Origin of the sequence: Chitinophaga sancti, from assembly GCF_034087045.1 — a bacterium.
Taxonomy (GTDB): domain Bacteria; phylum Bacteroidota; class Bacteroidia; order Chitinophagales; family Chitinophagaceae; genus Chitinophaga; species Chitinophaga sancti_B.
The window spans coordinates 1,434,006-1,449,737 of the sequence record NZ_CP139247.1 but is presented as its reverse complement, the minus strand read 5'-3'; the positions used below and the strand labels follow the sequence as shown (position 1 = coordinate 1,449,737).

Annotated in this window: 10 protein-coding genes; all 10 read right to left on the bottom strand. The window is 42.8% G+C overall.

Annotated features, from left to right (window positions below; translation table 11 throughout):
- Positions 1–23: 23 nt before the first annotated feature.
- The 10 genes from SIO70_RS06070 to SIO70_RS06025 all read right to left on the bottom strand — a co-directional run bounded on the left by SIO70_RS06070 (position 24) and on the right by SIO70_RS06025 (position 15,673).
- The gene (locus SIO70_RS06070; RefSeq protein ID WP_320580060.1) at positions 24–2,060 is read right to left on the bottom strand and encodes a glycoside hydrolase domain-containing protein; all 2,037 of its coding nucleotides are present in this window, start codon (positions 2,058–2,060) and stop codon (positions 24–26) included.
- A gap of 85 nt (positions 2,061–2,145) precedes the next feature.
- Positions 2,146–2,421, bottom strand: a complete 276-nt coding sequence (locus SIO70_RS06065; protein WP_320580059.1) for a hypothetical protein — start codon at positions 2,419–2,421, stop codon at positions 2,146–2,148.
- Positions 2,422–2,745: 324 nt separating this feature from the next.
- On the bottom strand, positions 2,746–4,056 hold the full coding sequence (locus tag SIO70_RS06060) for an efflux RND transporter periplasmic adaptor subunit (protein WP_320580058.1): 1,311 nt from the start codon (positions 4,054–4,056) through the stop codon (positions 2,746–2,748).
- 33 nt (positions 4,057–4,089) lie between these two features.
- Complete coding sequence (locus SIO70_RS06055; protein WP_320580057.1) at positions 4,090–5,547, bottom strand: TolC family protein; 1,458 nt, start codon at positions 5,545–5,547, stop codon at positions 4,090–4,092.
- A 179-nt stretch (positions 5,548–5,726) separates the two neighbouring features.
- Positions 5,727–6,389, bottom strand: a complete 663-nt coding sequence (locus tag SIO70_RS06050; RefSeq protein ID WP_320580056.1) for an ABC transporter ATP-binding protein — start codon at positions 6,387–6,389, stop codon at positions 5,727–5,729.
- A 4-nt stretch (positions 6,390–6,393) separates the two neighbouring features.
- Positions 6,394–8,808 (bottom strand): ABC transporter permease, encoded by a 2,415-nt coding sequence (locus SIO70_RS06045; protein WP_320580055.1) that lies wholly within the window; start codon positions 8,806–8,808, stop codon positions 6,394–6,396.
- 9 nt (positions 8,809–8,817) lie between these two features.
- Complete coding sequence (locus SIO70_RS06040; RefSeq protein ID WP_320580054.1) at positions 8,818–11,181, bottom strand: ABC transporter permease; 2,364 nt, start codon at positions 11,179–11,181, stop codon at positions 8,818–8,820.
- Positions 11,178–13,517, bottom strand: coding sequence for an ABC transporter permease (locus SIO70_RS06035; RefSeq protein WP_320580053.1), 2,340 nt, complete (start codon positions 13,515–13,517; stop codon positions 11,178–11,180). The genes SIO70_RS06040 and SIO70_RS06035 overlap by 4 nt, the downstream gene beginning before the upstream one ends.
- A gap of 199 nt (positions 13,518–13,716) precedes the next feature.
- Positions 13,717–14,406 (bottom strand): ABC transporter ATP-binding protein, encoded by a 690-nt coding sequence (locus tag SIO70_RS06030; protein ID WP_083723276.1) that lies wholly within the window; start codon positions 14,404–14,406, stop codon positions 13,717–13,719.
- Between the two features lie 19 nt (positions 14,407–14,425).
- Positions 14,426–15,673, bottom strand: a complete 1,248-nt coding sequence (locus SIO70_RS06025) for an efflux RND transporter periplasmic adaptor subunit (RefSeq protein ID WP_320580052.1) — start codon at positions 15,671–15,673, stop codon at positions 14,426–14,428.
- Between the last annotated feature and the right edge of the window lie 59 nt (positions 15,674–15,732).

The following is a 15,732-nucleotide window of genomic DNA, read 5'->3' as shown; positions in this document are numbered from 1 at the left end:
TTGCAAAAGCGTTTTTTTATTCATTATTTCGTGAGGTAAATATTGTCGACCCCCTGTTTCTCATTGGGTTTATCACCGGCTACAATGGTGAGCTCCCCTCCTTTTGTGATCTCCTCCTGCGTAATCCAGTTTCGATCTATCTGCTTTCCGTTTAGCAACACCTGTTGGATGTACACGTTCTTCTCTCCAAAATTCTTTACCTGTACATGGAATTTCTTTCCACCATTCCACTCCCACTCAACTGATTCGAACAAAGGCACATTCAGGTAATACACAGGTTCTCCGATACAAGCCGGGAAAATACCGGCAGATACCAGTACAAACCAGCTGGACATTGTTCCTGCATCATCATCCATCGTTCTTGCATAAGCTGCAGGCTGGTTCTTGTAAATCACATCAATTTCAGATCCTATGCCTCTACTATTATCATTGAAGTAATGCTGGATCATGGTATCCACTGCAATCTTATGTACAAGTGCCTGTGACTTCCATGGCTGTGTAGTCATATTGTACTGGAAAGGCGCCTGCAGATCCGGCTGATTGGTATGGTTGTAATAATCATGACCAAAGAATTCATCCAGCTGTGCAATGTAATTTGCTTCGCCACCACATAACGCTATCAATCCTTTGATATCAAAAGGTACAAACCAGCGATACTGCCAGATAGTGCCCTGGTACAAACCTCTTGCCTGCATCTGATCTACATCGCGACGGGTCAGGTCCTGAAAATCTTTCGTCCAGTATTGTTTGTAATTAGCAGCCTGCTCACGATAGGAAGTTGCTTTCCGGGAGTTCTTCAACACATTGAAGATGCCTGACATTGCCCATAGGTCATAAGAAGATTCCAGCGCTTTATCAGGATGTGCAAAATCTAAATTCGCCGCTTCTTTTTCCAGTGAATCAGCGATGGTTTTAAAGTCTACTTTATACCCTTTGCGATATGCATCCAGCAGCACCACTTCGGCATGTTCAGTACGAACCGTGATGCTTGGTTCATGCAGGGTCGCCATATCTTTTTTACCATGTGCATACAAGCCTGCAATAGAAGTCATCATATCCTGGTACTCACCAGGAAATGCGATAGACAACAAAGGTAATTGTGCACGATAGTTATCCCAGATTGCCCAGCCATTGTAGATCTTGCTGGTTGTCTTTTGCAACGTACCATCAGTAGCTGCATAACTGCCATCTGGTTCTGATACTACATAAGGAGATTGAATAGAACGATAGAATAAAGAATAAAAGAGTTTCTCACGGGCAGCATCACCTTTCACTTTGATGTGTCCCAGCATGGCATTCCAGTCTTTGTCACTGGCTGTTTTCAGGGTTTCAAAGCCACCTTTGCTGATCGATGCTTTTGCATAAGATTCACCTACTGCCGAAAGCGCCACACGTACATTGAGCAACTTTGTGTTGTTACTCACCCGTGCAATCAGCTGGTGATTGCCGGTGGAGTCCCAGGTTACGCCCTGTTCTGTTTCCAGGTAGTAGTAAATGCGATAGACGCCTGCGCTACAGGTAGTGCGGGATTCAATCCATCCACTTACAGCATTGCCATTGATGGTATGCTGCTCAGCCACAAAGCGGCCTACGTGTGCAAAACCGAGATCAATGAACAAACCTTTTTTACCTGCGGGAAACTGGTACTGATGCAAGCCGGCATTTTTATAAACGGTAAATGAGGCACCGATACCATTTTCGAATGCCACAGTATAATACCCAGGCGAAGCTTTTTCCGCGGCCTTAATCAGGTCTGCTTTTGCAGGAGCATCACCCAGGAAAGGGCGCACCAGCAGGTTTCCACCACAACCCTGACAGCCTACGCCCTCCATACGGTTGTGGGTAAAACCCAGAAATTCTTTTGCGAGATACTCATACCCGGTGTGGGTAGATGGATAGGTTTCCGGACCTATGCTAAGCATACTAAAAGGATAGGATGCTGCAGGGGACATTTGCCCATGGTCTCCGGATGAGCCAAGGAATACATTCACCTGACTGCTTTGCTGACCTGCTGCCGCCAAGGGCAGGAGGCTTAAGAAATATATGGCAAGCCTTTTCATACCTAAAAGGCCTAAATATATACTAGAACGCCCACATATACCAGTCCGTACTGTATAAGTGGGCGTCGTAACAAATGAATGTTACTTATTCAGCTGTTGCTGTTGCAGGAGCAGCTGCCGCTTTTTTTGTCTTAACTGCTTTCGCTGGCTTAGTTTTCTTTTTGGTGGTAATAGCCTTTTTCTTTGCTTTCTCAACACCTTTACTCAACAACTTCGCAGCCTTTTTGATTCTGCTTTTGAACTTTGTGTCTCCCAGGTCTTTCTTCAGATCGACGAGTAATAAATCTAACTTCTTCTCAATATCATGACGGGCATCTTTGCTGGTAGATTTACCAGCTTTGGGTGTTTTGGTACTTGACATAACCTCTTAAATATTTGCTTAATGTGATAACATAAAATTAATATTAAATTAACATTGGGCAATGTTAAGTTTTTCATCATATCATCACGCAAAATGCAAATGGGCATATTCAACGAGTGAATATGCCCAATACTGAAGTTCCCGTTCTAAAATAATTAGATAGCCTGTGAGCCACCATTAATGACATTGACAGTTCCGCGGTAGGCTCAGGCAACTTATATGTTACAACATATGTGCAAAGGTCTGACCAGTATTTATTAATAAAAACAAAACGCTTCTGCCCGTTGAGCAGAAGCGTTTTTATGTAAAAAGAGTTATCAGTAGTTATTTATTTGTCGTTTCAAACAGGTCTTTCTTCTGTACCACCTTCACTTTCTTATCGTTTGCCAGATCTTTCGAAATAGCTGAATAAGGGGCAGTCACAACCGTATCTCCCTGTTTAATACCTGTCAGCACTTCAATATAGCTATCATCCTGAACACCGGTTGTTACAGGTACCTGCTTTACTGTCTTATCAGGTTTCAGCATGAAGACAATTTCGCTATTGTCATTCCGGCTGGTGCTATCCTTTTCTCTTGTCGTCACCGCATTGATAGGTACAGACAATACATGATTTTTACGCTGGGTCTGAATATCTACAGAAGCACTCATACCCGGGCGGAAAGGATAAGGTTTTTTACCAGTGACCAGATCCTGGTAACTTTCCTGCAGGATGCGAATATGTACTACATAATTCGTCACCTGGTCAGCAGAAGATGTGGTAGTAGTAGTGCTTGTCGCAGCATTTTTGCTGGAACTGGCAATCTGGGTTACGATACCTTTGAACTTACGGTTATTATAGGCATCAACTTCTATGATAGCGGTATCATTATATTTTACACGGGGAATATCGTTCTCTCCCACATCTACCTGCACTTCCATGGTATTCAGATCTGCAATACGCATGATTTCAGTACCCGTCATCTGTGCGGTACCTACCACACGCTCGCCTTTCTTCATTGGCAGCAGGGATACGATACCATTCATGGGAGCAACGATCGTAGTTCTGTTCAGGTTGGTATTTGCTTCTGTTAAACTAGCGCGCGCACTGGCTACTGCAAAGCGGTTGCTATTTACAGCCTCCACAGCAGCATTGTAATCTGCAAGGGCGGAGCGATAAGTACCTTCAGCAGTTTCAAACTCGCTGCGGGAAACTACTTTCTGTGTAAACAGTTCTTTATTACGATCATAAGCCAGCTTGTTCTGATCCAGTTTGGCTTTGTATGCGGCCAGTGATGCAGCACTATTGGCTTGTTGCGCCTGTGCCTGGCTCAGGGCAGCGTTCGCTTTGTCCCTCATAGAGCCGTATACATCTGCATAGATCTTTACCAGTACCTGACCTTTTCTAACGGAGTCTCCTTCTATGACCGGAAGGTCAACAATTTCACCGGATACATCGGAGCTTACCTTTACTTCAGTTTCTGGATAAATCTTGCCACTGGCCGACACTACTTCTATAATGTCTTTGTAACCAGCTTGTTCTGTTGCGACTTTAATACCTTCAGATCTTCTGCTTGCCAGCAGGACCCAAATAATAATGACAAGTACAATAAGAGGTATGATCACTCTGTAAAGTGTCTTTCTTTTTTTCTTCATATGCCGGTGTATTTCAAAATGGAGCGGGACTTGCTACAGCGTTATTTTTTGGTCCCTGTAAAACTCCAGAAGCTTCATTTTAAATATATAGTCGTACTGCGCGGATACTTTGTTGATCTGCGCATTGAACAATTTGCTTTGTGTAGTAATATAATCAATCGTATTCATTAAACCCAGATCAAATCGTTTAGTGGCAAAATCAAATGCCTTCTGGGATGCGTCTACGCCCCTGGATGCTGCATAGAACTTCTGCAAAGAGGTAACAGCATTTGCATGAGCAGTGTAGATATCCTGACGAAGTTTCTGGTTATCCTTTTCCATGGTCAGTTTCTGCGTTTCAATATTGAGTCTTGCCTTCTGCGCATTGGTGCGGTAGGTCCATCCATTTAAAATAGGAATGTTGAGAGACAAGCCAATCGTTTGCTTAAAGTTATTGCTAACCTGGGTACCCAATGGGATTGTAGTATATTTCGTATTATAGGTGTACGACTTAGTCGTTACGTCATAAGTTGTTCCATTTACCACCACCGTACCGACATTCACATCTTCAACAGATCTAATTGAGATAATTTCTCCATTCTTTGCACTGTTTGCATAGCTGCTATAAGCCTGTCCTGAAGCAGATAACGTCGGATACATCTGTGCCCTGTAAGCAGCATAGGATTTTTCATAAGATTTAATCAGCAGCTGATCGGCCTTCATCTGTGGGTTATTGGAAGTGGCGGCACTATACACCATCTCCGGATCTACTTCATCCAGTCTTGGTAGCGGAATTTCAGTAATATTATCTGGTATCTGTGGTACGTATGGCTGATCAAAACTCAAATTTAACAAGGCCTTCATCTGTAAGGTAGATTGAATCACCTGGTTCTGGGCATTCACCAGGGTCACACTATCCGAAGCCAGCTGCGATTCAAGGTCTGCCTGATTACTCTCAGGTACGGACCCCGCTATTACCAGTTTTTTGGTATTCTCCAACTGATCTACGGTGAGTTTTACCTGTACTTCACTTATATGCACCTGTTCTGTATTCAGCAGGATCTGTAAAAATGAGGTGGCAATATTAAAGGCGACATCGTTCCTTGCTTTCTCCAGCAACTTATCCTGTGCCTGATATTGATATTTATTAGCTGCAATTGTGTTCTGCTGGTAGAAGAAATTAAAGAGGTTAGCCCCTGCAGATAAAACCCCGCTATAAGAAGTAACAGCTGAAGTGATGAATGTATTGGTATTGGGGTCAATATTACGACCGTTGGCATAGCTGCCATTCAAAGATCCATTCAGGGTAGGAATCTGTGCCATCTTGCTTTGATGAAGCGTCAGTTCTGCCAGTCTTTTTTGCACGACCTGCTGCCTGATATCTATGTTATTAGCCAGGGCATAATCTACGGAACGCTGAAGGCTCCAGGTATCCTGTGCTTTAGTTGCTACAGTGTTAGCAAAGAATAAACAAATTGCCAGGATACATCCCGGGTACTTGGATAATTTCATGACATTCCAAAAATATACTAATTGTAATGATAACATAAACATTTTCTTTATAAAAGCCTGAAAAACGATCCCGTTACGGTACAAAAAAACCGGCGTTCAAAGTCTGCAGCTGGCAAAACGGCTATTTTGCTGCATCAAAAAGACTTTAAACACCGGATTATTAAATTATTAACTCCCAATTATGCGATTTTCCCGTCGCGGATTTGTATAATTCGCTGACCATAGGTTGCGTTTAACTCGGAGTGTGTAACCTGTATAATGGTGATCTTGTCTTTTTGGTTTAATTGTTTGAACAGTTCCATGATTTCTTTGGCCTGATCAGAATGCAGATTACCGGTTGGTTCGTCCGCCAGTATTACCCTGGGTTCAGCTACAATAGCGCGGGCAATTCCTACCAGCTGTTGCTGTCCACCAGATAACTGGTTGGGAAACAGATCCTTCTTTGCAACAATATTAAACCTGTCAAGTACGTCTGCTACACGGCTCTTTCTTTCTGCCGATGGAATGTTTTTATATAAAAGTGGTGTTTCTATGTTTTCATAAACGGTCAATTCGTCTATCAGGTGATATGCCTGGAACACAAACCCAATGGAACCCCGGTGCAATTGGGTACGCTTCTTTTCATTCATCTTATGTACCGGTTCTCCTTCGAATAGGTATTCTCCCTGTGAAGGCTCTTCCAACAGTCCGAGGATATGCAGTAACGTAGACTTCCCCGAACCAGAAGGCCCCATAATGGATACAAACTCTCCTTCAAATATTGTGAGGTCAATATCTTTCAATATTTCATTTTTGCCAAATCCTACGGGATAATATTTTGAAATGTGCTTTAGCTGTATCATTATTTTAAACTGTTTTGATCGATTTTACGGGATTCATGAATGCTGTTCTGATCGTTTGTATACTAATAGTAAAAAATGCAATAATGAGTGCCGCCATTCCAACGAGGGCAAATAACCACCATTGAATCTGAATGCGATAAGCAAAATGCTGTAACCAGGTACTCATGATATACCAGGCCATGGGTGTGGCGATCATGATGGCTATGGCCACCAGTTTTAAAAATCCTCCTGACAGCAGGGCAACGATGCTGCCTACGGAAGCCCCCATTACTTTGCGGATACCAATCTCCTTATTCCGCTGCCCTATTACCAGTACGGCTACTGCAAACAGGCCCATACATGAGATGAGAATAGCCAGTATGGCGCTACAAACAATGATGGTAGCCAATCTGGCTTCTGCCTCGTACATCCGGTTTACATTTTCATTCAGGAAGGAACCTTTAAAATCCCCTTGGGGCACAACCTCCTTCCATGCTCTTTCCACAGCAGCCATAGCGCCAGGCAGGTCTGTGGATTTCACTTTCACAAATATAGCAGCTGCCTGTAATGATGGTGTCAGTTTCAAAGCCAATGGTCCAATCCCCTGGCGCAGAGATTTAAAGTTAAAATCTTTTATGATTCCGATGATCTGTATTTGTTGCCCGTCAAATTCGAAGTGCTCTCCTACTACATCCTTCCCTCCTCCCAATACTGACGCCAGTTTTTCATTTACAATAACCGTATTGGAGTCCGCACCAAACGACCTGGAGAAATCCCTTCCGGATACCAGTTGCAATCCTAACGTTTGCAAATAATCATACTCCACGGGTACCCATACCGTCTTTGCCTCATGCCCCTTGAAATTAAAACCAACTTTCCATGTAGATTCACCACCTGCCAATCCGGCCCCCAGATTCATGTAGGATGCCGTGCTGGAAATAACATGTGGATCTCCATTTAATTGCTGTTGCATACGGGCAAGCACCTTGGTAGCATCTACATTACCCGTCATAGGGATACTGATCACCTGCTCCGTATCAAAGCCCATAGGCCGGGTACGGAGGTAATGCAGCTGTTGCCAGAGCACTGCGGTAGAACTGATGAGTAATACCGCTACTACAAATTGAACCACGATAAGTGTATTTCTCAAAAAACCACTTTTACCTAAACTCATCTTGCCTTTCAGCACTTCAATCAGGTTGGTGCGGGCTATTAACCAGGCAGGATAACCACCTGCCAGTATAGTTACAAAGAAGAAAGCAATAATGGTACAGCTAATCAATCTTACATTCAGTAAAATAGAGAAGTCCAGATGATAGCTGAACAGACGATTGAAAGATGGCAGAACTAATAAGCCCAATGCCAGACTGGCTATAAAAGCAATGCAGCAAACGATCAGTGCTTCACACCAAAACTGCATGATGAGTTGTGTACGTACAGCGCCTAATGCTTTTCTCAAACCAATTTCCCCTGCCCTGGTAAAGGATCTGCCCATACTCAGGTTGATAAAATTGATGCTGGCAGTAGCTACAATCAACAGCGCCATGATCAGTAACATCCATGGATAAAATGGGTTGATGTCTCCTCCCGTATTACTCTCTTCTCTGAAATGCATATCTGATAATGGTAAGGTACGCATCGTCAACATTTCCCCATCAGGACCAGGTGTTACACCATTCTCTTTCATGCTACTCAGCTTATTGTTCCTGTACTTATGGATCACGGCTTTCATTTGCTGTTCCAGCATAGCAGGTGTAGCATGAGGACGCAGTTGAGCAAATACCTGGTAGGATTGATTATCCCAGGTATCAGGATCTTCCAGCCCTGCTATTATATTCTGAAAACTGCAAAGCACTTCAAAACCGATGCTGCTGTTGCGAGGTACATCTGCCATTACACCGGCAATGGTAAATGGCTGCAGATGATTATTCATGTTGATCTGCACCAGCTTACCAATAGGTGATTCACCCTGGAATAATTTGTCTGCTGCCTTTTTCGTAATAAGGATCTGACTGGGTTTCTGCAATGCATTTTTGTCTCCTTCCAGCTGGGCAAAACTAAACATAGAGAGGAAAGAAGGATCTACAAAAGTAACATGCAGGTCCAGGGATCTTTCTTTATAAGAAACAGCTTCATAGTCCCATCCAAAACGGGTAGCCGATTGTACAGCAGAACACTCCTTCTCAATGGCAGGGCCAAATGGAGCGGACTGACTACTGTTGTTCTGTATACTCCCATCCACCATCCTTTCAGCAGTATAGATCTGTAAAACGCTGTTTTTATTTGTATGAAACTGATCGTAAGACCATTCAAAATAAGCCGCAATACCCAGGAGAAAAGCAATACAAAACGCTACCGTCATTCCTGTGATATTGATCACGGAAAAAACTTTCTGACGCATCAGGTTGCGCCATCCTATTTTTATATAGTTATAGAACATACCAATAATTTATTCAGTTCTGATAGCTTTTGCCGGATTGGCCAGTGCTGCTTTGACAGTGCGAATCCCCACTGTCATCCATGCAATGACTAAAGCCCCTCCTAAAGTGAGCAAAAATAGATTCGCCTGTAAACCGATCCTAACATTGAAAGTAGCTAACCAGCCCTGCATGAAATAAGCAGCCAGCGGAGCAGCAATGATAAAACCAATGATCACCAGTAGCGTGAATTCCTTAGATAATAATACCAGTACATCCATTACAGAGGCACCTAATACTTTGCGAATTCCCACTTCCTTTCTACGCTGTACCACCATCAAAGATACCAGTCCATACAAACCCAAACATGAAATGAACATCGCTACAAAAGCAAACAATTTATACAAAGCAGACAATTGTATCTCTTCCTGGTAAAAGTCTTTCAACAGATCATCCATGAATTCATATTCATACAGGTAATTTGGCCATGCTGTCTTACACGTTTTTTCTATTGCTGCCAGCGCTTCCGGCATCTGATCCGGATCGATCTTTACATTCAGTGTACGATACCTGGAAGTATTATTCATCAATACTAACGGGGAGACTGGTTCTTTCAGACTATTTGCCCTGAAGTCCTTTACTACTCCTATAATCGGCCCGGATACCTGGTCGTCAGAGAATGCCATTCGCTTACCAACAATATCAGCAGGCTCACGATATCCCAATGTTTTAGCAAGTGTTTCGTTCACTACAAAACCATTGGCCGTATCGGCAGATGTATAGTTATTACCTGCGATCAGTTGCATACCATAAGTATTGACGTATGACTGGTCAGCAAATTTTAAATCCACACTTAAATCATTCAGCGTACGCCCCTCGAATCGTAATCTGCCAAACCAACCACCATAACTGGATGCGGGTGTAAAGCTGAAGCTTACATTTTTAATTCCCTGTGATTGCAACAGTTGATTGCGGATAAATCCAAATTGCTGTATAGAAACACTATCCTTTGGTATAGATACCGTCACCACTGCTTTCTGATCAAACCCCAATGGCGCATGCAATACCTTTTTCATCTGACTCATCACTACCATCATACAGATGAGTAGTATCTGCGCTACCGCAAACTGCAATACCACTAATACTCTTCTGAGAGAAAGACTACCAGATATTTTAATACCTTTTAGTGCGGTGACCGGATTAAATCCTGACATGATGAAGGCAGGATAACCACCAGCTAATAGCGTTACTGCTATTAACAATCCAACAATAAAGAAGAGCAAACCTGTATCAAATAATTCCAGCATTGGCAACCGCATAATGCTGCATACTTCAGGCAGACATAATTTACCAATTAACAATCCTAACAACAATGCAAAAAAGGTAATGACAAATGTTTCTGCCAGAAATTGTCCTATTAATTGCTTTCTGCCACCACCCAATGCCTTGCGCACACCCACTTCCCGCGAACGGGTCACTGCCTGTGCAGTAGCAATATTTATAAAGTTGACACTACCTATAATCAATAAAAACAGACCTACCACTATCAATCCACTGATCATGCGCAGGCTAAAAACAGCATTATAATTGCGAAAGCGTGTATCTGTATGTACAGTTGACAATGGCTGCAACTGCAATTGCTCGTTGCGGTTTTCTTTCGGCTTATATCGATTGATCATGTCGGACAACATGGTGTTACCATGTGCCATATCCATACCGGCTGGCAGCTTTACCAACACGCTATGTGCTTCATTTACAGATAGCCAATCATCCTGTTTTAGTTGTGGTAGCAAAGTGGCATAGGATATCGCCACATTAAATGGGAAATCTGTATTTGCAGGCATATCATCCAGAATGCCGGTTACCCTTATTATTCTCTCGTTATTATGATTGAAGGTTTTACCTATTGCGGCCTCCCAGCTACCAAAATATTTCACTGCAATACTTTTGGTTATTACACCTGTACCCGGAGCTGACAAAGACTCGCGAGGTTTGCCATACAGCCATTTGAAACCTAATATTTCAAATACAGAAGGTTCAGTATAATACACCCGATCCCGCTCTCTGAATTTCTTATCATCTACGATGATCACCCCATCTGTCTGACGGATGGCCCCTATATTTTCCAACTGCGGAAAATCTTTTCGCAATGCACCCGGCACAGGAAACGGCACACCCATAAAATATTCCGTTCCATTTGATTGCTGCGTCACAGATACGACCCTGTATATTCTTTCCTTACCCGCATGAAACTTGTCAAAACTCATTTCAAAATGCACTATCCTGTAAATAAGCAGACATGCGGCCATAGCTAATGCCAGACCAGCGATATTGATACCTGCATAGGTTTTATGACGAACCAGATTACGGAATGCTATTTTGAAATAAGAACTCATTCTGTTCTCAATGCTTTAACAGGGTTCATATTAGCAGCTCTGAAGGATTGTATACTTACTGTAGCCAATGCAATCAATACAGCGAGCAATCCAGCTATGCCAAACATCCACCACTCAATGTCAACACGGTAAGTGTAATGCTGTAGCCAGTTATTCATGATATAAGCTGAGATTGGAGATGCGATGAGAATGGCGATTAATACAGGTTTCAGAAACTCTTTTGACAATAGCAACATCACTTGCTGCACACCTGCTCCCATGACCTTACGAATACCAATTTCTTTCTTACGCTGTTCCGCAGCAAATACTGACAAGCCTAACAACCCAAGACAACTGATGATGACAGCCAGCGAAGCAAAGATGTTGATCGCCCTGCTCAGGAATCTTTCATTGTCATATTTCTTCTGGTAACTGTCATCTACAAAAGTATAATTGAAAGGATAGTCCGGATTCATCTCACGATACACTTTTTCCAGTCTGTCCATGGATGCCTTTACAGAAAGTGCTGGATTCAATTTAAAGGTCATCACACCACGCCAGTCAGGATTATACGTGAAGATCATGGGTGTTGCAGGCTTATAAGACGTCTCCCATACAAAATCTTTGACTACAGCAGTAATCGTACGGCGCTGTCCATTGTAAGTGATCACCTGTCCCATTGGGTCCTTCAGGTGCATTGCTTTCAATGCAGTTTCATTCACCATGATAGACATAGAATCTGCAGTGGATAAGAAGTCTCTGCCCTGTAAGACAGGGATACTAAATGTACTGGCAAAATTTGCGGCAGTAGCAATCACACCAAATGATTTCTGATCTTCTCCTGCCTCTTGTCCCGGCCATTTAAGGCCCCAGGTTGTACTACCTGCATTGGTGATCTGGTTACTCACAATTGTGCCCTCTACAGCCCCCCCTGAAGCAATTACTGCATTTCTAAAAGCATCATACCCATCATATAATCTGCCTTCCAGTTCTATATCCACGAGCCCTTTGGGATCGTAACCAATCGGTTTGTGCTGGATAAAATAGAGCTGACGGTAAATGACAATTGTCGTAATAATGAGCACTACTGCCAATCCAAACTGGAATACGACTAAAGCCTGTCTGGATAAGAAATTACCTTTTATTTTAGTAACACTACCTTTCAATACTTTGATCGGTTTGAAGGAAGAAAGATACAATGCCGGATAGCTACCAGCCAGTAATCCCGTTACCAGCAGGAAACAAGGCAGTGAACCCCAGAAGACCATGGGGGCTTTACTTAATTTCAGCGCACTATTTGCAAAAGTATTGAATGCCGGCAGCAGTATCCACAACAGCAATAACGCCAATACAGTAGACAGTGTTACCAATATTAAAGACTCCCCAAAAAACTGAGAGATCAGTAAGCTACGGTTAGCACCAATCGCTTTCCGCACCCCTACTTCGCGAGCCCTACGCTCTGCCTGTGCGGTGCTCAGGTTCATAAAATTCACACAGGCAATCAGCAAAATACCCAGTGCGAGCAATAAAAACAGGCGTACTGTTTCAATGTTCCCACCAATGATTTTCCCATCTTTGATCGTATTATATAATTTCCAATCCTTTGCCGCATGCAGCATAAGGGTCGTATTAATATTATTGTTACCTGCATCTTGCAGCACATGTTTTACTTTGCCCTGAACAGTCGCGATCGATGCATTTGGTTGCAGCAATACAAAAGTCATAATACCAAAGTTGCCCCAGGTGTTATCTTTAATCCATTGCTCTTTTGCAGTATACAACGACCAGCTACACAAATAGTCAAACTGAATAGAAGAATTTGCAGGGGGATCATTCACTACTGCACTTACTACCAGAGGATCCTGCGCATCCAGCTTTACTAACTGACCAATGGGATTCGTGTTTCCGAATAACTTATGTGCGGTGCTCGCGGTCACTACAATTTCATTCTTCTCATTCAATGGTTTTGCATTTCCATTGATGACCGGAAAACTAAAAATATCCAGGTATTGAGGATCCACATAACCGCCAGTTAACTTAATGCTGTTTTCACCTGCCTGTAGCAGGTGAGCGTAGAAATAACTTGCACGGGAGGTTGTTTTGATCCCGGGTATTGTTTTCTCCAGCGTAGACGCCAGTGGAACTGGGGTAGTCCATACACCTGCATCCTCAGTCACTACCTGGTAAATATTATCTATATTCTTATGAAATTGATCAAAACTAAACTGGAAGAGCACATATAGCATCAGCATAAAACTAATCGCCATACCAATTGCCAACCCACCAATATTGATCGCAGAGAATAACTTATTACGCCATAGGTTGCGCAATGCGATCCTGATGTAACTCCTAATCATAACAAACGGTTTTATAAATTTGTAAAAGGAAGGGCTGGTCAATACCGGCCCAGGTTTCATTTTGAACTTGTCATTTTAAAACGTAACGACTTAAATATCTTTATTCAGTTCTCAATGATTTCACAGGGTTAGTCAATGCGGCTCTTACTGACTGAAAACTAATGGTGAATTAATGTTTAAGCATGTCAATTATGGTTTATTATACGTGAAACTGCTCCTTGATGTTTTCAGTCACTACCTTACCATCAAACAGGTTAACCACGCGATGTGCAAATCCGGCATCATAAGGGCTGTGCGTTACCATGATCATGGTAGTACCTCCATCATTCAATTCCTGCAATAGTTTCATTACCTCTTCACCATTCGTAGAATCGAGGTTACCGGTAGGCTCATCCGCCAGTATCATTTTGGGCTTTGCCACTACAGCACGCGCTATTGCCACACGCTGTTGCTGACCACCAGATAACTGTTGCGGGAAGTGGTTACGGCGGTGCATGATGTTCATACGTTCCAGTACTTCTTCCACTTTCTTTTTACGATCGCTGGCAGGTACTTTCAGGTACAGGAGCGGCAATTCCACATTTTCAAAAACAGTCAGCTCATCGATGAGGTTAAAGCTCTGGAATACGAATCCAATAGACCCTTTTCTCAACTGGGCACGTTGTCTTTCGCTCATTCTTGCCACTTCATGATCCCAGAAGTGATACTCTCCACCGGATGGATTATCCAGCAGCCCCAGGATATTCAATAAAGTAGACTTACCACAACCTGATGGCCCCATGATAGCAACAAACTCACCGTCTTTTACTTCCATGTTGATCCCATTGAGTGCAGAAGTCTCGATTTCTTCAGTGGTAAATATCTTTTGCAGATTAACGGTACGTATCATTGATGTTATTTTGATTATATTAAAATACTAATACTTCTTTGTCTCCAAAATTCTCATAGGATGAAGTGATCACCTGTTCGCCTTCCTCCAATCCTTCGAGGATCTCAAAGAACTGAGGATTTTTCTGGCCCAGGGAAATATTGCGCTTTACAGCACGTTTACCGCTTTTATCCACAACGTACACCCAGTTGCCACCAGTATCAGAGAAGAAACCACCTACAGGCAGCAACAGGGCTGCAGAAGATTTACCTAATTCGAGGCGGATAGGAGAGGATTGTCCCCTGCGGATGCCATCGGGAGTTTCTTTGTCAAACTTCATGTCTACATTGAATCGGCCGTTTTTTACCTCAGGATATACTTTGATGATAACAAGTTCATAGTTCTTGTTATTGAATTCAAAGCTGGCTTTCAGGCCAGGGAATACTCTTGAAATATAGTGTTCATCTACCTCGGCTCTCATTTTGAAACCATTCAGATCGTCAATCTGCCCGATGTTCTGGCCAGCTTGTATACTCCCCCCTATTTCAGCATCTACTGAGGATAACTGTCCGTCAATCGGCGCTTTCAATACCAGGTTGTTCATATTATCTTTCATCATCTGAAGATTACGCTGGGTGCGGGAGATTGTAGATTCCAATCTTTCAATCTGGATTTTGGCATTCTCTTCCTGAAATTTCTGGCTTTCAATTTCAATCTGCTTTTGTTTCACCAGCCTTTCGTAATCAAGTTTATACTTAATATAATCCTGGCGGGCCACGATTTTTTCATCGACCAGCTGCTTATTTCTGTCATACAGATCCTTGGCCTGATCTATCTGAAAGTCCAGTTCATTGAGGGTCTGCTGCATTGTAAACCGGTTCTGCTTCAGGGTCTGCCGGGTATTCTGCAGTTCATTGATCAGGCGATATATTTCAGTTTCATGGTTTACAAACTCCATTTCCATATTCTGGTTTTGAAGGCGGAGAATACTATCTCCCCTTTTCACCATACTACCACCTTCCAGGTATTTCTGACTGACGTACCCACCTACGATTGCATCGAGACGTATGGTCTTCAAAGGTAATACGACTGCTGTAACAGCAATATATGTATCGAAAGTACCCCGGGTGACTTTAGAAATAGTAATCTTGTCCTTCTCTACATTTAATTTCGAGCGGTGATCGGCAAAGATCAGGTTATAGATCAGCAACAGTGCTACGACTACGCCTCCACTTACCAGGGAGATCCTTTTCTTTGACCAGTATTTCTTTTCTATTTTTCTATCCATAGGTGAATGTGCTAAACTTGCATACCGGATAAGACAACCGGCATGCCAAAGCCGGGAAT

Excerpts from the sequence above, each read along its gene's own strand:
- SIO70_RS06050 (WP_320580056.1), bottom strand. The coding sequence starts at position 6,389 with ATGATACAGCTAAAGCACATTTCAAAATATTATCCCGTAGGATTTGGC.
- SIO70_RS06065 (WP_320580059.1), bottom strand. The coding sequence starts at position 2,421 with ATGTCAAGTACCAAAACACCCAAAGCTGGTAAATCTACCAGCAAAGAT.
- SIO70_RS06040 (WP_320580054.1), bottom strand. The coding sequence starts at position 11,181 with ATGAGTTCTTATTTCAAAATAGCATTCCGTAATCTGGTTCGTCATAAA.
- SIO70_RS06070 (WP_320580060.1), bottom strand. The coding sequence starts at position 2,060 with ATGAAAAGGCTTGCCATATATTTCTTAAGCCTCCTGCCCTTGGCGGCA.
- SIO70_RS06030 (WP_083723276.1), bottom strand. The coding sequence starts at position 14,406 with ATGATACGTACCGTTAATCTGCAAAAGATATTTACCACTGAAGAAATC.
- SIO70_RS06055 (WP_320580057.1), bottom strand. The coding sequence starts at position 5,547 with ATGAAATTATCCAAGTACCCGGGATGTATCCTGGCAATTTGTTTATTC.
- SIO70_RS06045 (WP_320580055.1), bottom strand. The coding sequence starts at position 8,808 with ATGTTCTATAACTATATAAAAATAGGATGGCGCAACCTGATGCGTCAG.
- SIO70_RS06025 (WP_320580052.1), bottom strand. The coding sequence starts at position 15,673 with ATGGATAGAAAAATAGAAAAGAAATACTGGTCAAAGAAAAGGATCTCC.
- SIO70_RS06060 (WP_320580058.1), bottom strand. The coding sequence starts at position 4,056 with ATGAAGAAAAAAAGAAAGACACTTTACAGAGTGATCATACCTCTTATT.
- SIO70_RS06035 (WP_320580053.1), bottom strand. The coding sequence starts at position 13,517 with ATGATTAGGAGTTACATCAGGATCGCATTGCGCAACCTATGGCGTAAT.